The organism is Ramlibacter sp. (assembly GCA_019635435.1).
Taxonomy (GTDB): Bacteria; Pseudomonadota; Gammaproteobacteria; order Burkholderiales; family Burkholderiaceae_C; genus JAHBZM01.
In genome coordinates, this window is the sequence record JAHBZM010000001.1 from 759,726 (window position 1) to 778,004 (window position 18,279).

General features: G+C 67.1%; 17 protein-coding genes and 1 riboswitch. Of the genes, 15 read left to right on the plus strand and 2 right to left on the minus strand.

Translation table 11 applies throughout. The features are described from left to right. The 10 genes from KF796_03565 to KF796_03610 all read left to right on the plus strand — a co-directional run bounded on the left by KF796_03565 (position 1) and on the right by KF796_03610 (position 10,266). A complete protein-coding gene (locus KF796_03565; GenBank protein MBX3585700.1) occupies positions 1–996 on the plus strand; it encodes a TraB/GumN family protein in 996 nt (331 codons plus the stop codon). A gap of 116 nt (positions 997–1,112) precedes the next feature. Beyond that, positions 1,113–2,003 carry an amino acid ABC transporter substrate-binding protein gene (locus tag KF796_03570; GenBank protein MBX3585701.1) on the plus strand — a complete coding sequence of 297 codons (891 nt, stop codon included), beginning with the start codon at positions 1,113–1,115 and terminating at the stop codon, positions 2,001–2,003. Positions 2,004–2,028: 25 nt separating this feature from the next. Next, positions 2,029–2,823: an enoyl-CoA hydratase/isomerase family protein gene (locus KF796_03575; GenBank protein MBX3585702.1), complete on the plus strand. Its 795-nt coding sequence runs from the start codon at positions 2,029–2,031 to the stop codon at positions 2,821–2,823. Between the two features lie 346 nt (positions 2,824–3,169). Beyond that, complete coding sequence (locus tag KF796_03580) at positions 3,170–3,526, plus strand: DUF2946 domain-containing protein (protein MBX3585703.1); 357 nt, start codon at positions 3,170–3,172, stop codon at positions 3,524–3,526. A 79-nt stretch (positions 3,527–3,605) separates the two neighbouring features. Further along, on the plus strand, positions 3,606–5,891 hold the full coding sequence (locus KF796_03585) for a TonB-dependent receptor (GenBank protein MBX3585704.1): 2,286 nt from the start codon (positions 3,606–3,608) through the stop codon (positions 5,889–5,891). 17 nt (positions 5,892–5,908) lie between these two features. Further along, positions 5,909–6,469 (plus strand): YcnI family protein, encoded by a 561-nt coding sequence (locus tag KF796_03590; protein MBX3585705.1) that lies wholly within the window; start codon positions 5,909–5,911, stop codon positions 6,467–6,469. A 27-nt stretch (positions 6,470–6,496) separates the two neighbouring features. After that, entirely contained in the window at positions 6,497–7,003 is a 507-nt protein-coding gene (locus KF796_03595; GenBank protein ID MBX3585706.1) for a copper chaperone PCu(A)C, read from the plus strand. 129 nt (positions 7,004–7,132) lie between these two features. Further along, positions 7,133–7,855, plus strand: a complete 723-nt coding sequence (locus KF796_03600) for a hypothetical protein (protein MBX3585707.1) — start codon at positions 7,133–7,135, stop codon at positions 7,853–7,855. Positions 7,856–7,868: 13 nt separating this feature from the next. Further along, positions 7,869–9,143, plus strand: coding sequence for an FIST C-terminal domain-containing protein (locus tag KF796_03605; GenBank protein MBX3585708.1), 1,275 nt, complete (start codon positions 7,869–7,871; stop codon positions 9,141–9,143). Positions 9,144–9,156: 13 nt separating this feature from the next. Continuing rightward, complete coding sequence (locus tag KF796_03610; GenBank protein ID MBX3585709.1) at positions 9,157–10,266, plus strand: DUF535 family protein; 1,110 nt, start codon at positions 9,157–9,159, stop codon at positions 10,264–10,266. A 264-nt stretch (positions 10,267–10,530) separates the two neighbouring features. On the opposite strand, the gene KF796_03615 is transcribed toward KF796_03610, so the two are convergent. Both KF796_03615 and KF796_03620 read right to left on the minus strand, forming a co-directional pair. Beyond that, on the minus strand, positions 10,531–11,814 hold the full coding sequence (locus tag KF796_03615) for a D-amino acid dehydrogenase (GenBank protein ID MBX3585710.1): 1,284 nt from the start codon (positions 11,812–11,814) through the stop codon (positions 10,531–10,533). A gap of 87 nt (positions 11,815–11,901) precedes the next feature. Further along, positions 11,902–12,010: riboswitch (glycine riboswitch) on the minus strand. 95 nt (positions 12,011–12,105) lie between these two features. Beyond that, positions 12,106–12,837: a helix-turn-helix transcriptional regulator gene (locus tag KF796_03620; GenBank protein ID MBX3585711.1), complete on the minus strand. Its 732-nt coding sequence runs from the start codon at positions 12,835–12,837 to the stop codon at positions 12,106–12,108. A gap of 115 nt (positions 12,838–12,952) precedes the next feature. Between KF796_03620 and KF796_03625 the strand changes: the two genes are divergently transcribed. The 5 genes from KF796_03625 (at position 12,953) to KF796_03645 (ending at position 18,277) form a co-directional block, all read left to right on the plus strand. Then, a complete protein-coding gene (locus KF796_03625; GenBank protein MBX3585712.1) occupies positions 12,953–13,753 on the plus strand; it encodes a hypothetical protein in 801 nt (266 codons plus the stop codon). Positions 13,754–13,788: 35 nt separating this feature from the next. Continuing rightward, a complete protein-coding gene (locus tag KF796_03630) occupies positions 13,789–15,729 on the plus strand; it encodes an MFS transporter (GenBank protein MBX3585713.1) in 1,941 nt (646 codons plus the stop codon). An 87-nt stretch (positions 15,730–15,816) separates the two neighbouring features. Then, positions 15,817–17,127 (plus strand): hypothetical protein, encoded by a 1,311-nt coding sequence (locus tag KF796_03635; protein ID MBX3585714.1) that lies wholly within the window; start codon positions 15,817–15,819, stop codon positions 17,125–17,127. Between the two features lie 209 nt (positions 17,128–17,336). Continuing rightward, positions 17,337–17,804, plus strand: a complete 468-nt coding sequence (locus tag KF796_03640) for a hypothetical protein (GenBank protein MBX3585715.1) — start codon at positions 17,337–17,339, stop codon at positions 17,802–17,804. Positions 17,805–17,830: 26 nt separating this feature from the next. Further along, positions 17,831–18,277, plus strand: coding sequence for a hypothetical protein (locus KF796_03645; GenBank protein ID MBX3585716.1), 447 nt, complete (start codon positions 17,831–17,833; stop codon positions 18,275–18,277). Positions 18,278–18,279: the final 2 nt, after the last annotated feature.

An 18,279-nucleotide genomic window follows, 5' to 3' on the forward strand; every position in this document is an offset into this window, starting at 1 on the left:
ATGCTCATACCCTGTCCTTGGCGCGTGCGGCGCGCACTGGTGGCTCTCTGCCTGTCTGGCCTGGGGCTGTCGCCGCTGGGCGCCCAAACCGCCGCGCCCGACAACTGCCCGGCCCCGGCGCAGCCGTTGGGCCCCGCGCAGGTGGCCGAGGGCCTGCGCAGCGCCCCCGACCGGGGTTTTCTGTGGAGGCTTGAACGCGACGGGCGCAGGTCGTGGCTGTACGGCACCCTGCACGTGGCGCGCGCGGAGTGGGTGGTGCCCGGCCCCCGCGTGCGCCAGGCCCTGAACAACAGCGACGTGCTGGCCCTTGAGCTGGACCTGCTCGATCCCCAGACGCTGAGCGAGCTCATGGCGCCGCCCACCGAGCAGGAACTGGCCGGCCGCGCAGTGCTGACGGCCGACCAGCAACAGCAGGTGGCCGATCTGGCGCGCGCGCAGTGCCTGCCCCTGGCGGCGCTGGCGGGCCAAAGCCCGATGATGCAGCTCGCCAGCCTGACGGTGCTGGCCGGGCGGGCCGATGGCTTCTATCCCGAACTGGCCATTGACCTGGTGTTGCGCGGCTGGGCCGAGGCCCGCAAGATACCTGTGCTCGGGCTGGAGTCGGCGCAAGCCCAGCGGGCCCTGCTGGAAAGCCTGGGGGAGACCGTGGAAGAGCAACGTGAAACCCTCAAGGAGCAACTGGCGGAGCTGACCACCGGCCATGCCCGTGAACAGTTGCGCAAGGTGGCAGACATCTGGGCGCGGGGTGACCTGGCCACCCTGGCGGGCTACCCGCAGTGGTGTGCCTGCATGGACACGCCGGCGCAACGACGAAGCATGGCGCGCCTGCTGGACGACCGCAACCTGCCTCTGGCGCGGCGCATTGCCGCGCTGCATGCGGGGGGCCAGCGCGTGTTCGCCGCCATCGGCGCACTCCACATGGTGGGCCCGTCCAGCGTGGTCAGCCACCTGCGCGACGCGGGGTTCACCGTGGTCCCGGTGGCTTTTGCCCCCTGAAGGAGCCCTACGCAGTGCGCAACCGACGGTAACAACGGCGCAGCGGCAGGCTTGCGCAATGGGCCCGCATCCCCAAGAATGCGCAGGCAGTGCAGTCAAATCAGGAGGATCCGGACATGGCCACCACAGTCTCATCGGGGTTTCGTTTCGGTTGGCTGCTGGCGCTGGCCGCCGCTGCCTTGCCGGCCGCGGGCTGGGCCCAGGACGCGTTCAAGCGCGTGGCCCAGCGCGACCAGATCAACCTGGGCTACCGCGAGGACGCGCCGCCGTTCTCGTTCCTCGATGCCAAGCGCCAGCCCGTGGGCTACAGCCTGGACTTCTGCCGGGCCATGGCCGAGCGCATCCGGCTGGAAACCGGCAAGCCCAACCTGCGCATCAAGCTGATCCCGGTGGCCGCCGACCAGCTGGAGCGCGTGGTGGCCAGCGGCGGCGTGGACCTGATGTGCGCGGGCACCTCCGACACCGCCGCACGGCGCGAGCGCATGGCGTTCTCGCAGCCGGTCTTCATTTCCAGCGTGAAGTTCATGGTGCCCGCCAAGGCCAGGCTCACCACCGCCGCGCAACTGGCCGGCAAGACCGTGGCCGTGCTGGGCCGCACCACGGCCGAGTCGGCCGTCAAGGCCTATGCCGAGCGCACCGGCGTGGCCATCAAGGTGGCGCGCGTGGTCAGCCCCGAGGCGGCGCTGAGCCAGCTGCAGCTGGGCCAGGCTGCCGCCTTCGCGCGTGACGAGGTCCTGCTGCTCAACCAGCGCGCCGGGCTGGCCAACCCGGAGTCGCTGGAGCTGCTGCCCGAAAGCATTTCCACCGAAACCATTGCCATCGCGCTGCCGCGTGGTGACGCCGGCCTGCAGCGCGTGGCGGACCAGACCATGGCCTTGATGGTGCGCAGCGGCCAGGCCGAGGCGCTGTACGCCCAGTGGTTCGTCAAGCCGCATGCGGGCGCGCCCAAGGGCCTGAACCTGCCGCTGTCGCCGGCGCTCAAGGCCGAGTTCGACAAGCTGCGCTGAGGCCGCGGCCTGCCACAATCAGGCCATGGACTATTCACGCTACAAGACCTTCAACCTGAGCCGCCGCGGCCCCGACGGCTCGGTGCTCGACATCCAGATGAAAGCGCAGAACGGCAAGCTGCCGACGGCCGGGCACGACGGCCACTGGGATCTGTGCGAAATCTGGCGTGACGTGAGCGCCGACGAGTCGGTGCGCTGCGCGGTGCTGCGCGGCGAGGGCCTGGGGTTCTCCGGCGGCGGTGACCTGGCCCTGGTGCAGGACATGGCCAGCGATTTCGCGGTGCGCACCCGGGTCTGGAAGGAAGCGCGCGACCTGGTCTACAACGTGATCAACTGCGACAAGCCCATCGTGAGCGCCATGCACGGCCCGGCCGTGGGCGCGGGCCTGGTGGCCGGCCTGTTGGCCGACATCTCGATTGCAGCCCGGAGCGCGAAGATCGTGGACGGGCACACGCGCCTGGGGGTCGCGGCGGGCGACCATGCCGCCATCGTGTGGCCCCTGCTGTGTGGCATGGCCAAAGCCAAGTATTACCTGATGCTGTGCGAGCCGGTCAGCGGCGAGGAGGCCGAGCGCATCGGGCTGGTGTCGCTCGCGGTGGACGACGACCAGTTGTTGCCCAAGGCCTATGAGGTGGCCGACCGGCTGGCCAGCGGCAGCCAGACGGCCATCCGCTGGACCAAGTACTCGCTGAACAACTGGCTGCGCCAGGCGGGGCCTTCGTTCGACACCTCGCTGGCGCTCGAGTTCATGGGCTTTGGCGGGCCCGATGTGCATGAAGGCGTGGCGTCTTTGCGCGAGCGGCGGGCGCCCAAGTTTTAGGTTTTGGCGCTGATTGCGTTGGCCCCGCGGGTTGTCAGCAGCGGGTGCCTGCCTCCGCTCGTGTCCTCCGCCAACGGCTGCGCCGTTGTCTCCCCCTTAACCTCGCTGCGGCAGGCACCCGCTGCCGCCAACCCGCTACCGCTGTAGCGCGCAGAGCTTGAAAACCTGGCGCGCAAAAATGGTTGGCAGGATCAGGCGGGCAGGGCGCTCTGCGCAGCGAGGTTAAGGGGGAGGGCCGGCGTAGCCGGCCCGGAGGACACGAGCGCAGCAGAGTGCCCTGCCCGCCTGATCCCGAGTCAGCGCAGGCATGTGCCGTCTTTTAAAAGCCCGGCGATAATCCCCACCCATGCATCGCCTGCGCACCGCCCGCCACCTTGCCCGCCTCGTGCTGGTGTGGTTTGCGCTGTCCATCGGCGTGGCCATTGCGTCGCCCATGGTGCATCCGCAGGAGATGGAGCTCATCTGCACCGGCACCGGCGCCATGAAGGTGCTGGTCAAGACCGCTGATGGCGTCAAGGAAGTCTCCTCGCATACGCTCGACTGCCCGCTGTGCGCGAGCGTGGGGACGCTGTCGACCTTTCCGCGCATTGCCTTTGAACCGGTCCAACCGCTGGCCCATGTGCTGCAGCCGGTGGCGGCCGCCCACATTGCGTGGCTCACGGCCGCGCCCCTGCCCGCGCGCGGGCCTCCGCTCTTCTCCTGATCCGCTAGCGTTTTCATAGCGCCTGAAGTCCGCCAGCCGTGGACTCCAGGCCGATCTGGCTTGTATTCAGGAGATTTTCATGCGGCAAACCCGCCTGGCCCTGGGCTTGACCCTGGCCTTTCCCCTGGCATGGACGGCGCACGCGCAGACCGCCGATGCCCCCAGCCGCAACCTCGGCGTGGTCACCATCACGGGCGGCCAGCCCACCTCGCTGCCCACGCAGATTCCCACCACCATCGAGGGCGTGACGCGCGAGCAGATCGAGCATTCCATCAACGCCACCGACAGCGAGGACGCGCTCAAATACCTGCCCAGCCTGCTGGTGCGCAAGCGCTACATCGGCGACTACAACCACGCCGTGCTGTCCACCCGCGCCTCGGGCACCGGCAACCCGGCGCGCTCCATGGTGTTTGCCGATGGCATCCTGCTGAGCAACTACCTGGGCAACGGCCCCACCAATGCGCCGCGCTGGATGCTGGTCACGCCCGAGGAAATCGAGCGCGTCGATGTGCTGTATGGCCCGTTCTCGGCCGCCTACGCCGGCAACTCGGTGGGCGCGGTGGTGGACTATGTGACGCGCATGCCCACCCGGTTCGAGGCCCATGGCAAGGTGGGCATCGCCCACCAGCCGTTTGACCTGTACAACACCCACGCGAGCTATACCGGCCAGCAGGCCAGCGCCTCGGTGGGCAACAGGAGCGGCGACTGGTCGTGGTTCCTCAACGTCAACCGCAACGACAGCGAGGGCCAGCCGCTGACCTTTCCCACGGCGCTGGTTTCGGCTGGCGTGCCTGGCACGGCGGGCACCCCCGTGACCGGCGCGATGCTCGCGCCCAACCGCAGCAACCAGGACTGGTTGCTGCTGGGCACGGCCACGCAGTACCGCACCACGCAGGACCACATCAAGGCCAGGCTGGCCTACGACCTCACGCCCACGCTGCGCGCCAGCTACACCCTGGGCTGGTGGCACAACACCTCGCAGGGCCGGCCCGCCAGCTACCTGCGTGACGCGGCGGGCAACCCGGTCTACAGCGGCACCGTCAACATCGATGGCCGCAGCTACACGCTGGGCGCCACCAGCTTCAACCTGTCCAACGAAGACCTCACGCACCTGATGCACGGCTTCTCGGTCAAGAGCCACACGCAGGGCGAGTGGGACTGGGAGGTGGCCGCCAGCCTCTACGACTACCGGCAGGACACGCTGCGCGCCGCCAGCACGGCCCTGCCGGGCGCGCTCAACGGCGGCGCGGGCCGCATCGTGGACATGAAGGGCACGGGCTGGAACACGCTGGCCTTCAAGGGCACCTGGCGCCCGCAGGGCCTGCGTGGCGCGCACATCGTCGATGTCGGCCTGCAACGCGACAGCTACCAGCTGCGCAGCACCGAGAACGCCACCGCCGACTGGCTCAACGGCAGCGCCGGCGCGCGCACCCAGGCCTTCCGTGGCGACGCGCAGCTGCTGGGCCTGTGGGCGCAGGACAGCTGGAAGTTCGCGCCGCGCTGGAAGGCCGTGCTGGGCGCGCGGCTCGAGAACTGGCGCGCGCGCAATGGCCAGACCGCCAACGCCACCACCACGGTCAACCATGTGAACCGCAACGAGAGCTTTGTCTCGCCCAAGGCCGCCATTGCCTTCCAGGCCACCGACCAGTGGGTGCTCAAGGCCTCGACTGGCCGCGCGGTGCGCATGCCCACGGTCAGCGAGCTGTACCAGGGCGGCATCAACGGCAGCGGCACGCTGGTCAACAACGACCCCGGCCTGCGGCCCGAAAAATCCTGGACCACCGAGCTCACGGCCGAGCGCGACATGGGCCACGGCCTGCTGCGCCTCACCGCGTTCTTCGAGAACACCCGTGACGCGCTGTACTCGCAGACCAATGTCACGGTCACGCCCAACGTCACCAATGTGCAGAACGTGGACCGCATCCGCACCCGCGGGCTGGAGCTGGCCTGGCAGGCCGCCGACGCGGGCCTGCGCGGGCTGGAGCTGGGCAGCAGCCTGACCTGGACCGACTCGAAGATCACGAAGAACGACAAGTTCCCGGCCAGCGTGGGCATGTGGCAGCCGCGCATCCCGCGGTGGCGCGCCACCGCCGTGGCCACGTACCGGCCGGACGCCCGGTGGTCGTACACGCTGGCCGCGCGCTACAGCGGCCGCCAGTTCAGCACGCTGGACAACAGCGACCCCAATGGCTTTGCCTACCAGGGCGCCAGCCAATACTTCACCACCGACCTGCGCATGCGCTATCAGATCAGCAGGCAGCTCAGCGCGGCCGTGGGCATTGACAACCTGAATAACTACAAATTCTGGAACTTCCACCCCTACCCGCAGCGCACCTACCTGGCCGAGCTGAAGGTGGACCTTTGATTCAAGGAAAGACGACCATGACTCCATCCGCTATCAAAACCGTAGCTAAACATGCCCTGTGGGCCTGGACTACAGCCATTTTTGGCATCGCAAACGCCCATGTGGTGCTCGAATACCAGGTCGCGCCCGCGGCCAGCAGCTACAAGGCCACGTTCAAGGTCGGCCATGGCTGCGGCGCCTCGCCCACGCGGCAGGTCGTGGTGGACATCCCCGCCGGCATGCGCGGCGCGCGGCCCATGCCCAAGCCCGGCTGGACGCTGGCCATCGAGCGCGGCGCACTGGCCCAGCCCCATGTGAGCCACGGCCGCACCATCACCGAAGACGTGCAGCGCATCAGCTGGACCGCCCAAACGCCGGCCGACATGCTGGACAGCGCCCACTACGACGAGTTCGTGCTGGTGGCGCAGACGCCTGCCCAGGCCGGCCCGGTCTACTGGCCGGTGCGCCAGCTCTGCGCCGAAGGCCGCATCGACTGGACCGAGGTGCCGCAGCCGGGCCAGGCGCTGTCGGACCTGAAGACCCCTGCCGCCCAGCTGGACATCCTGCCCGCCGCTGGCGCCGCCGCCCATCAACACTGATCATGCAACCCTGAAAGGACTCTCACCATGAATGCACTCAACCCCCTGCGCCGCCTTGCGGCCGCCACCCTTTGCACGGCGCTGCTGGCCGCCCCCGCGCTGGCCCAGACCGCGGCCCCGGCCATCAAGGTCGAGGGCGCCTGGGCCCGCGCCAGCGTGCAGGGCCAGCGCGGCAGCGGCGCCTTCATGACCCTGACCGCGCAAGAGGCCACCCGGCTGGTCGGCGTGAGCACCCCGGTGGCCGGCGTGGCCGAGGTCCACGAGATGAAGATGGAGGGCGACGTGATGAAGATGCGCGCCCTGCCGGGCCTGGACCTGCCCGCCGGCAAGCCGGTGGCCCTCACGCCCGGCGGCTACCACGTGATGCTGATGGACCTGAAGGCGCCGCTGGCCAAGGGCAGCAGCGTGCCGCTGACCCTGACCTTCAAGAACGCCAGGGGCGTGGAAAGCCGGCTGGAACTGCAGCTGCCCGTGGGCGTGAGCGCGCCCGGCCCGCAGGGCGCCGCCGCGATGATGGACGCGCACAAGCACTGAGCGCCCATCCGCCCCGGGCCGGCCCGCCGTCCGGTGGGCCAGGCCCGACCAACGGGCGTAAACCCTTTGGCCGCGCGGGTCCCGATGGGGTAAGCTGCTGAATTGCAGCATTCACACTTGGGAGTGTCCATGAGCGACAACACCAACTTCGGCTTTGGCAAATTCGTCCCCGGCTTCGACTTTCTGCAGAACCTCGCCAAGGGGGCTTCGCAGAACATCCCCCAGATGCCCAACCTTGCCAACTGGGTGGCCCCCACGCTCAACGTGGAAGAACTGGACAAGCGCATCGAGGAACTCAAGGCCGTGCACTTCTGGCTCGACCAGAACTCCAAGGCGCTGGGCGCCACCGTGCAGGCGCTTGAAGTGCAGAAGATGACGCTGGCCACCCTCAAGGGCATGAACTTCAACATGGGCGACGTGGCCAACGCGCTCAAGCTCAAGGCTGCCGACAGCGTGGTCTCCGGCGTGCAGAAGGCCGCTGAAACCGCGGGCAGCGCCGCGGGCGCCGTGTCGGGCGCGGCGCAGGCCGCCGCGCGCACCCGCGCGGCGCGCAAGACGGGCGGCAAGGGCAAGGGCGCGTCCGCCGCCGCCGCCGGCGTGGTGGACCCGCTGCAGTGGTGGGGCTCCCTGACCCAGCAGTTCCAGCAGATCGCCACCAGCGCCATGAAGGACGCGGCGCGCCAGACCGCCCGCGACACCACCCGCAACATGGCCACGGGGCTGGCCCGGGAGGCCTTCAAGACGGCCACCGGCGTGGCCAAGTCTGCTGGCAAAAGCGTAGCGGCTCGTGCCCGCCCGGCGGGGACTCCAGCCAAAAAGGCCACGAAAAAGACGACGCGCGGCAGTCGTTGAGGGCCAGGCCGCGATGAAGCTGTTTCCCTGCGGGCACGCCACCCACCCCCAATGGCCCATGGCGGCCGGGCTGGTGCTGGCCCAGCTGAAGGCGCAGATGGCGCTGCGCGACTACGCGGGCGCGCCCACGCTGGGCCTGGTCTACATCACCGACCACTACGCGCCCATGGCGCAGGACATCCTCGAGCATCTGAGCGCCGAGCTGCCCGAGGTCACCGACTGGTCGGGCACCGTGGGCGTGGGCATCGCGGCCAGCAATGTCGAATATTTTGACGAGCCCGCGCTCACCGTGATGCTGTGCGCGCTGCCGGCGGACCAGTACCGCGTGTTCTCGGGCGTGGCGCCGCTGGGCGCCGGGCCCGGCATGGGCTTTGAGCCGCACACCGCGCTGATCCACGCCGACGGCAACACGCCGGAGGTGGCCGAGCTGGTGGCCGAGCTGGCCGCCCGCACCACCACGGGCTACCTGTTTGGCGGCCTGGCCTCCAGCCGCGGCGAAGCGGTGCAGTTCGCCGTGGGCGGCAACGGCAACATCAAGGGCCAGGGCGCGGCCAGCGGCGTGTTCCGCGGCGGCCTGAGCGGCGTGGCCTTTGGCGAGGGCGTGACCCTGGTCTCGCGCGTGACCCAGGGCTGCCTGCCGGTGGGCGCGGTGCGCGAGATCACCGCGGCCGAGCGCAACGTCATCCACGAGCTGGACGGCAAGCCCGCGCTGGATGCGCTGCTGGCCGACCTGAATATCTCGCTGGACGAACCCGAGGCCGCGCTGGCCGCCGTGCGTGCCACGCTGGTGGGCCTGACCCACGCGGGCGACCTGGCGGGCAGCGACATGGTTTCGCGCACCGGCAATTTCGGCACCGACACCCGGGTGCGCCACATCATCGGGCTGGACCCGGCGCGCCGCGGCGTGGCGGTGGCCGAGGTGGTCGAGCCCGGCATGCGCATGGCGTTCTGCCAGCGCAATGTGCAGGCCGCGCGCGCCGACCTCACCCGCATCTGCGCCGAGATCCGCGAGGAGCTCGAGCCCGAGGAAATGAGCCTGCCCGTGGCCGCCGCGCTGGCCGCGCCCGAGCCGCAGGCCCTGCCGCACCCGGCGCGGCGCATTGCCGGCGCCATCTACGTGAGCTGCGCCGGGCGCGGCGGGCCGCATTTTGGCGGGCCCAGCGCCGAGCTGCAGATCGTGCGGCGCGCGCTGGGCGACGTGCCGCTGGTGGGCTTCTTCGCCGGCGGCGAGATCGCTCGCCACCATGTGTATGGCTACACCGGTGTGCTCACCGTGTTCGCCGCCTGAGGGCCGGATCGTCATGGCGTCCATCTCCCCCAACCAGGTTCCCGGCGTGTGGCGCGGGCTGGTCTGGGCGCTGTCCGCCCGGCCCGCTGGCGGCACCTCACGGCGAAGGCTGTTCATGCGCATGGCCTGGGCCTGGTTGCGCTATCACCGGGTCCTCAAGCGCTGGATGGCGGTGGCTTACGAGCAGCACTCGCGCGGGCTCGCGGACGACCTGCCGGCGCTGTTTCTGCGTGCGGTGCGGCCCTATGTGCACCGGGGCCTGACAGTGCAGGACCGCGCCGTGCAGCTCATCGACCATGTGGACTGGCAGGAGACGGCCTTGCAGCCTGTGGCGCTGCGCCAGCTCGTGTCGGGCAAGCCGGTCGTTCTGGTCAACCTGACTCCGCCGCGCGGCTATTCGTGCATGCGCATCCAGATGCGACGTGCCGCCAGCCACAGCCCTGAAGGCGAGTTGTTGCTCAGCCTGTCGCTGCAGCGCGACGAAAGGGTGCAGGTGATGCAGCCGCTGGATGTGTCCACCGTGGCCTTCAGCGTGTTCCGGGTGGACGGCCGGTCCTGCCTGGCGATCGGCGGCGTGCGGGGCCAGCGCCATCCGGTGATCCGGATGAGCCAGGTCGAACTCTCGCAATTGCTGCATGGCTGGACCGCGCCCGTGCTGATGTTGCGTGTGATGCAGGAACTGGCCACGTTCTGGGAACTGCACCTGATCGGCCTGGACCCGGTGTGGCACCCGGCGCAGAGCTGGGACTACATGTTGAGCAAACGTCACCGCGAGATTGCGCGGCGCGTGGCCGAGAGCTACACCGTGCTGTGGGATCACTTTGACGCACAGTTCGGGCCGATGGGATGGATGGTGCTGCCTCAGCACTCCGACGACCGGCTGGCCGCCACGGCGCGTTCACCGGAAAAACGGGAACGCCAGATCAAGCGCGCCGACTACTGGTTGCGCACCAGTACCCAGTTGCGCGCCGAGTTTCGCAATGTGCTGCAGGTGCCTGACCCCCACGCCCGCAGGAACGAGGGCAACACCCTTCAGGGCGGCCGCTTTACCGGCTACGACACGCGCCAGCAGGGTGACGAGAATTCCAGCGTGCTCGATTCCGCGCCGGTCGGCCTTTTCTAGGGCCTGTTAACGCTATTTCTGCAAGTGCGAAGGTGGTTAAAACAGCGCCAATCCAGGCGCGCGACGACGGCAAGGCTGATGCCTTGCCCAGGAGTGCAACGACGAGTGGCGCTTTTTTAACCACCTTCCCTCCGGGTTGCGGATCAAAAAGGCCATGCGCCGCGTTGCGAAGCCTTGCCGGACATGGAGTCCGGCTGCATTTCGCGCCTTGCGCATGACCTTTTTGACTCGCAACGCATCTTGTAGAAATAGCGTTAACAGGCCCTAGCCGGCAAACGCAAAGTCCACCTCGGGCGCCATGCCGCTCACGATGCGCGCGATCGACTTGCCCGAGCCGCAGGCATGGGTCCAGCCCAGTGTGCCGTGCCCGGTGTTGAGGAACAGGTTGGGCAGCTTGCTGCGCCCGATGATGGGCACATTGCTGGGCGTGGCCGGGCGCAGGCCGGTCCAGAACTGGGCCTGCGTGGTGTCACCCGCCCCGGGAAAAATATCTTCCACGCGCCGCACGATGGCCTCGCAGCGCACGCGGTTCAGGTCGCGGTCGTAGCCGTTGAGCTCGGCCGTGCCTGCAATGCGCAGCCGGTCGGTGCCCGCGGCCCCGGGGGCGTCCACGGCCGTCAGGCGCGAGAACACCAGCTTGTATTCGTCATCGGTCAGGCTCACCTGGTGGGCCATGGCCGGGTCCTTGACCGGCATGGTGACCGAATAGCCCTTGGCCGGGTAGATGGGCAGGCGCACTCCCAGCGGCGCGGCCAGCAGCGGGCTGACCGAGCCCATGGCTAGCACATAGGCATCCGCGCGCAGGCGCTGGAAGCGGCCCTCCGGGTCGGTGGCCTCCACATGCTCGATGCTGCCACCGGCTTCGCGCAGCGCGGTGATGGTGTGGCTCATCAGGAAGCGCACGCCGGCGGCCTCGCACAGCCGCACCAGCTCGCGCGCAAAGCGGTTGGCGTCGCCCGACTCGTCCTCGGCCGTGAAGGTGGCGCCGGCCAGCCGCGGCCGCATCGCGCGCAGCGCGGGTTCGATCTGCACGGCCTCGTCGGCCGAGATCACGCGGCGCTCGCAGCCCAGCTCGCGCATCTGCTCGGCCGGCTTGAGCGCGGCGTCAAACTCCCTGGCCGAGGTGTAGAAGTGCAGGATGCCCTGGGTGCGCTGCGCATAGGCCAGGCCGGTGTCGCGGCGCAGCTGCTGCAGCATGTCGCGGCTGTAGGTGCCCAGCCGCACGATCTGCTGGATGTTGTGGCGCGTGCGCGCGGGCGTGCATTCGCGCAGGAACTGCAGGCCCCAGAGCCACTGGCGCAGGTCGGCCCGCACGCGGAACAGCAGGGGCGCATCTTCCTGGCCCAGCCACTGCAGCACCTTGAGCGGGGCGCCGGGGTTGGCCCAGGGCTCGGCGTGGCTGACCGAGATCTGCCCGCCGTTGGCAAAGCTGGTTTCGGCGGCCGGCGTGGCCTGCCGGTCGACCACGGTGACCTCGTGGCCGAGTTGCTGGAGGTAATAGGCCGAGGTGACGCCGAGCAGGCCGGCGCCAAGAACAAGAACTCGCATGTTGAGAACCTTTTGGGGCTGTAGTCCAGACCGGGCGGGCATTGTCAGCTATCAAAAAGATAGTGAGCCAGGTGCCGTGACCGGTTTGCCGCTCCCCCTGTCCTTGGTACCTGAGAGATTCACACGCCCGGCTCCCCGGTGTGTTTGCTCCTTCGGTGAGCCCGGCGTGACCGGGCTGCTCTCCAGACGGCTTTTCAATGAGGGCAGTACGAAACCTGAGCGTGCATGGGAGTTTGCGCCTTCGGTGGGGCGGCTGGCGCCGCCCGCTCTCCTGCCTGGGCCCGATTCTACCTACCGGCGCAGCGCCGCGAACGCCTCGAACTCCCAGCTGCGCATGGCCAGCAGCAGGGTGTAGCCCTCGCGGTCCTTCTCGGCCAGCTTCTGGTCGGCCTGGTGCTGCTGGGCAAAGTCCTGCGCCACGCGCTGCATGCGCTCCAGAAAACTCGGCGCCAGCGCGCGGCTGACCGAGCCATGTACCAGCAGCACGCCTTCGCCGGCGCCATCAAACCCGCCCGAGAAATAGTCGAGCAGGGCGTTCTCGCGGAAGTAATTCATCACCGCGCCATGCGGGCGCCAGCGGAAGGTCTTGGCCAGCTTGAGCCGGTAGCGGTTGAGCGGGCGCAGCTCGATGATGCCGATGCGATCGAGCTGGGCAAAGTACTTGATGCACTCGGCCTCGCTCAGGCGGTAGGCGGTGGCGATCTGCTCCAGCGTCCACTGGCTGAGCACGCAGATGGCGCACAGCAGCAGCTTCTTGTCGGCCACCACGGCTTTTTCCTGCTCGGCCGTGAGCTCCTTGAGCAGCGGCTGGGCGTCGGCCACGCGGCGGGCCAGCTCGGCAAAGTCCAGCTTGAGGGCGCGGCAGATGGCGTCCACCCGCGCCAGCGACATGTCGCCCTTGGCCAGCATGCGCTTGACGCTGCTCTCGGCCATGCCCAGCGCCTGCGCCAGGTCGGCATAGGTCATCTGTGCGGCCTTGAGTTCCTTCTTGAGGGTGGTGACGAGGTCGGCCGTGGTGCTCATGGTGTGGAGTATTCCGTGGAGATACTTTTTGTCTTGAAAAGCTGAACTGTATTGGAATATGCGCGCTCCACCAAACGCCCTCACGACACTGCGGGGACTCAACCGGAGGACCCTCATGCCGACCCGACCCCAACCCGCTGAATGGACCCTGCTCGCCGCCTGCGGCGCCCTGTTTCTGCTGGCCTGCCTCGGCCCGGCGCTGGCCCAGCCCGCCGGCTACCACCACTTTGCCGACCAGCGTGCGCTGTGGGGCATCCCGCATGCGCTGGATGTGCTGAGCAACCTGCCCTTTGCCCTGCTGGGTCTGGCCGGCCTGGGTGCGCTGCTGACGCGGCCGCGCATCCGCCGTACCGAGCTGGCCTGCGCGGCGCTGTTCTTTGCCGGCCTGACGGTCACAGCCGTGGGCTCTGCGGTTTACCACTGGCAGCCCGACGACGCGGGCCTGGTGCTGGACCGGCTGGGCATGGTGCTGCCGTTTGCGGGCTTGCTGGGGCTGGCCGTGGCCGGCCGGGTCTCGGGGCGCGCCGGCGCGCTGATGGCGCTGGCCGTGCTGGGGTTCGGGCCGCTGAGTGTGTGGGCCTGGGCCGCTTCGGGCAATGTGCTGCCCTGGGCCGCGGTGCAGTTCGGCGGCATGGGCCTGATGCTGTGGCTGGCCACGCGGCGGCCGTTGCCGGGCGCGCTGGTGGTGTGCTGGGGCGTGGTGATCGCGCTGTATGCGCTGGCCAAGCTGCTGGAGCTGGCCGACCCCGCCGTGCTGGAGCTCAGCGGCGGCTGGGTGGCGGGCCATAGCCTCAAGCACCTCGTGGCCAGCCTGGCGGCGCTGCCCGTGATCGGCGCCTTGGGGCGCGTCACCAAGTCAAGGCAGAATCCCGCTGGCAGGCACGGCACGGGCGGGAAGCAGGTGGAGCTGGCCTGACCTGCATCACACAACAAATCAAAGAGGAACAACCCATGACGGACATGACCGCCCAGGCGCACGGCGACGAGCACCCCAACCAGTTCGCCCTGCTCAGGCAACGCCGCTTTGCGCCGTTTTTCTGGACGCAGTTCTCGGGCGCGGCCAACGACAACCTGTTCAAGTTCGCGTTCACGGTGATGGTGACCTACCAGCTGCAGATCAGCTGGCTGCCGCCGGCCATGGCGGGACTGGTGATCGGCGCGCTGTTCATCCTGCCCTTTTTGCTGTTCAGCGCCACCAGCGGCCAGCTGGCTGACAAGTACGACAAGCGCATGCTCATCGTGTTTGTGAAGCGGCTGGAGATCGTGATCATGGCGCTGGCGGCGTTTGGCTTCTTCAGCGCCAGCGTGCCCCTGCTGCTGGGCTGCACCTTCCTGATGGGCGTGCACTCCACGCTGTTTGGCCCGGTCAAGTTTGCCTACCTGCCGCACCACCTGGGCGAGCGCGAGCTCACCGGCGGCAACGGCATGGTCGAGATGGGCACCTTCGTGGCCATCCTGCTGGGCAACGTCGCGGGCGGGCTGATCATTGCCGTGCCCGAGATCGGCGCGCACCACGTGGGCTTTGCCTGCGTGGGGCTGGCCGTGCTGGGGCGCGTGGTGTCGCACTACATTCCGGCGTCACCGGCGACCGACCCGGGCCTGAAGATCAACTGGAACCCGTTCACCGAAACCTGGCGCAACCTCAAGCTCGCGCACCAGAACATCGTGGTGTTCCGCTCGCTGCTGGGCATCAGCTGGATGTGGTTTTTTGGCGCCGTGTTTCTGAGCCAGTTCCCCAGCTTTGCCAAAGAGGTGTTGCACGGCAACGAGCAGGTGGCCTCGCTGCTGCTGGTGGTGTTCTCGATCGGCATTGGCACGGGCTCGCTGCTGTGCGAGGTGCTGAGCCGCCGCCATGTGGAAATCGGCCTGGTGCCGCTGGGTGCCATCGGCATGAGCGTGTTTGCGATCGACCTGTACTTTGCCTCGCGCGGGCTGGCCGCGCCGCAGGCCATCTTCACGCTGAGCCAGTTCGTGGCCGTGCCCGGGCACTGGCGCGTGATGGCCGACCTGGCCCTGCTGAGCCTGTTTGCGGGCCTGTACAGCGTGCCCATGTACGCCTTGATCCAGCTGCGCGCCCAGCCCACGCACCGCGCGCGCATCATCGCGGCCAACAACATCCTCAACGCGCTGTTCATGATTGGCAGCAGCCTGATCGCCGGGGCGCTGCTGGGCGCGGGCCTGAGCATTCCGCAGATCTTTTTGCTGGTGGGCCTGGCCAATGCCGTGGTGGCCTTCTATATCTTCATGCTGGTGCCCGAGTACCTGCTGCGCTTTGTGGCCTGGGTCGCGTCGCGCTTTGTCTACCGCTTCAAGGTGCGGGGCGATGAGCACATCCCGCTCGAGGGCGCGGCCATCCTGGCCTGCAACCATGTGAGCTTTGTCGACGCCGTGCTGCTCATGGCCGCCAGCCCCCGGCCCATCTACTTTGTGATGGACCACCGCATCTTCAAGCTGCCGGTGCTGGGCTGGCTGTTCAGGCTGGCCAAGGCCATCCCCGTGGCATCGCAAAAGGAAGACCCGGCGGTGTACCAGGCCGCCTTTGACCGCGCGGCCCAGGTGCTGCGCGACGGCGACCTGCTGGCCATCTTCCCCGAAGGCGGCATCACCAGGGACGGGCAGTTGCAGCCCTTCAAGGCCGGCCTGCTGAAGATCCTGGAGCGCGCCCAGGCCGACGGCGTGAGCGCACCCGTCGTCCCCATGGCGCTGACCAACCTGTGGGGCAGCTACTTCAGCCGCGTGGAACAGGGCAATGCCATGGTGCGGCCGTTTCGCCGCGGCGTGTTCAGCCGCGTGGGGCTGAATGTGGGGGAGGCGGTGGCGGCTGAAAAGGTGGAGATGGAGGGGCTGCGGGGGCGGGTGGCGAGTCTAGCCACTGCCAGTCATGTTCAATGAGATCGATATAGGTTAGACGGACCCATTGCCTCGAGGAATCTTAGTAGAAAGAATCCCTGAGCTGAACTCTTGAAACGCGGAGGTCGAATGCCTGACTCTCAAATCCCCGCACCGGAGATCCAATTGCCAAATGCGACGCTTGATGCAAGATTGGAAGAGATTCTTGATGAGTTGAATGATCAGGTGGTTTGCCTGTCGCTGGCTGACGTCATTCTTGTGCCAAGACCTGATTTCTTTCCTTTTGCCGGTCGTATTCCGCTGCTGATCAAGGGGTTGGATGAGTTGCTGGTTTCCGACGCGCGATTCGGTGATCGTGGCCGACTCATGGTGTGCTCGGACAATGGTTCCATGTCCTTTTACCCGGCAAGTGTCAGGAACGTAGTTCTGAATCAGCTCGCCAGAAGCAGAAGTGTCCAGAGCACCACGGAGTGGTTGTCTAAAGTTCTGAAAACTGAGCGCGCTACGGGATGCACCGTTTCTATTCTTTACGGCGTTTCCGTCGAAGATGAATTTGAGGTGGCCCCTGGGGTGCGCTTGGCTCCTTTGGAGAAAGTCCCGAATAGCCGTCAACTTGAGCGGTTTCTGCATTCGGCTCTCATGGACCACAAGTCTTTCGAGAGTTGGAACCCTCCGAAGGCGGCACTTCTTACAAACAGGACAATTGACCCCTTCATCTGGACCCTCGGTGTTGATGGGAATCCGATAGGTCCCGGGCCAGCCAATAACAGGAAAGACTACTTGCGGGTTGACCAACTGCACGAGGACGTCGCGCGAGTGCTCACGATCCTTGGGCCTAGCCTTCCGCTTATCGTGGAGTCTTGGTTTGTATTTGATGATCCCGATTTGCAAGTCGCCTCATCTAATGATTGGAGTCGCTCTTGGAAAGCTCTCGAGATTGCCCCATTGACATACATTGGGGAAAAGGTGCTTATCTCTTCTGAAGCAGCACCCATCTGCGCTGCGTACCTTGATCTGGAGTTGGATGTTCAATTGCGTGTGAATGTCGGTCTAAACCGTCTGAGGCAGGCACAGTCTCGTCGATCCGCAGGAGATAAGGCGGTCGAGGTCTTCATAGCGCTAGAGGCGTTACTTGGGGATGGTGAGAACAACGAACTCAGTCACAAGATAAGCGTTCGTGCCGCGCGGCTGCTTGGTGGAACAGCGAGTCAACGGCTTGCAACGTTTAGTTTGCTCAAGAAATTCTATGGGGTGCGAAGCAAAATGGTGCACTCCGGAAGAATTGAGGAGAAGCAGCAACGAATAAATTCGGACACCACGTTGACTGTTGAAGATCTTGCCACTCGTTGTATTGGCATAGCAGCACAGGTCGTCAGAGCTATCGTTGTTCTAGGACACGTGCCAGACTGGAAGAAGTTTGACCTTACTGATCACCCATAACGCCCCACGGGCGCGCTTCCTAGTAATGACCGGCTTCGTTGAAATGTAGGTGCCGATAAAAAGCGCGAAGGCGAAGGTGGAAGGGGCTTGGAGTATCGCCAGATGAGACTCTGGGTGGTGAATTCTGGATCATAGGTAGTGAGAAGCCCTTTTTTCAGGTCCACTCACTCACACTCCGCCGCATGTTCAACCACCTCCAAGAGGACAACATGCAAACCCTGATTCAACGCGACTCCAAGGCCTGGCAACTGCAGGTGTGGGTGTCTTTTGCCATCGCCGCCTTCCTGTGCGGCGTGGGGCTGGCCTGGCTGCCCGGCAAGGACCTGGATCGCGCCTTCATGGTGATGGGTTACTTCTTCTGCCTTTCTGCCGCGTTTGTGCTGGCCAAGTTTGTGCGCGACAACGAAAAGGCGCGCGCAGAGCGCAGCATGGCCGACACGCCGATGTTCAAGTTTGTGGTGTGGGGTGGCTTCTTCCTGGCCATGGGGCTGACGGGTTGGGGCCTGCTGCGCATGGAGGTCAATGAGACCTACAAGGCCTTCCTCGGCGTGAGCTGGCTCTACCTGATCACCTGCACCTTCACGCTGGCCAAGACCCTGCGCGACCGGCATGAGGCCGACCTGAACGAAGCCCGTCTGCAGTCCCGTGCCAGCCGCGCCGTTGCCGACGCGGAATGACCGACGCACTCATCAAGGAGAGCATGATGAAAAATCAGATCGCAGTGCTGGCGCTGGTTGCCAGCATGGTGTGGGGTGGCCCGGCGCGGGCGCAGAGCGAGGCGTCGGTGGCGCTGTCGATGTTGCCTGTGGCCTCGGTGGTGGGCGGGGCCTCGGTCGCGGCGGCGGGCGTGGGCGCGGTCAGCGCGGCGCCCGTGGTGCTGAGCGCGGCGGGCGCGGTGTTCACCGTCAAGGCGGTGGAGTTGTCGGCCCGCGGCACGGTCTATGTGCTTGAGCGCGCGTCCGATGGCGCCCGGGTGAGTGTGGAGGTGCTGGGGCGTGGAGTTGCTGCGGCTTCGCTGGCCGTGGGCACGGGCGTTGCGGTGAGTGTGATCGGCGCGGGCCTGGTGCTCAGTGCCGCTGGCGAGGCCATTGCCTTCATCCCCAATGCCCTGGGCCGCGCGCTGCTGCACAACGAGCGGCTGACCGACTGAGG

Coding starts and splice junctions, on each gene's coding strand:
- KF796_03600 (MBX3585707.1), top strand. CDS start 7,133: ATGAGCGACAACACCAACTTCGGCTTTGGCAAATTCGTCCCCGGCTTC.
- KF796_03605 (MBX3585708.1), top strand. CDS start 7,869: ATGAAGCTGTTTCCCTGCGGGCACGCCACCCACCCCCAATGGCCCATG.
- KF796_03625 (MBX3585712.1), top strand. CDS start 12,953: ATGCCGACCCGACCCCAACCCGCTGAATGGACCCTGCTCGCCGCCTGC.
- KF796_03565 (MBX3585700.1), top strand. CDS start 1: ATGCTCATACCCTGTCCTTGGCGCGTGCGGCGCGCACTGGTGGCTCTC.
- KF796_03570 (MBX3585701.1), top strand. CDS start 1,113: ATGGCCACCACAGTCTCATCGGGGTTTCGTTTCGGTTGGCTGCTGGCG.
- KF796_03620 (MBX3585711.1), bottom strand. CDS start 12,837: ATGAGCACCACGGCCGACCTCGTCACCACCCTCAAGAAGGAACTCAAG.
- KF796_03615 (MBX3585710.1), bottom strand. CDS start 11,814: ATGCGAGTTCTTGTTCTTGGCGCCGGCCTGCTCGGCGTCACCTCGGCC.
- KF796_03595 (MBX3585706.1), top strand. CDS start 6,497: ATGAATGCACTCAACCCCCTGCGCCGCCTTGCGGCCGCCACCCTTTGC.
- KF796_03590 (MBX3585705.1), top strand. CDS start 5,909: ATGACTCCATCCGCTATCAAAACCGTAGCTAAACATGCCCTGTGGGCC.
- KF796_03630 (MBX3585713.1), top strand. CDS start 13,789: ATGACGGACATGACCGCCCAGGCGCACGGCGACGAGCACCCCAACCAG.
- KF796_03610 (MBX3585709.1), top strand. CDS start 9,157: ATGGCGTCCATCTCCCCCAACCAGGTTCCCGGCGTGTGGCGCGGGCTG.
- KF796_03635 (MBX3585714.1), top strand. CDS start 15,817: ATGCCTGACTCTCAAATCCCCGCACCGGAGATCCAATTGCCAAATGCG.
- KF796_03585 (MBX3585704.1), top strand. CDS start 3,606: ATGCGGCAAACCCGCCTGGCCCTGGGCTTGACCCTGGCCTTTCCCCTG.
- KF796_03575 (MBX3585702.1), top strand. CDS start 2,029: ATGGACTATTCACGCTACAAGACCTTCAACCTGAGCCGCCGCGGCCCC.
- KF796_03580 (MBX3585703.1), top strand. CDS start 3,170: ATGCATCGCCTGCGCACCGCCCGCCACCTTGCCCGCCTCGTGCTGGTG.
- KF796_03645 (MBX3585716.1), top strand. CDS start 17,831: ATGAAAAATCAGATCGCAGTGCTGGCGCTGGTTGCCAGCATGGTGTGG.
- KF796_03640 (MBX3585715.1), top strand. CDS start 17,337: ATGCAAACCCTGATTCAACGCGACTCCAAGGCCTGGCAACTGCAGGTG.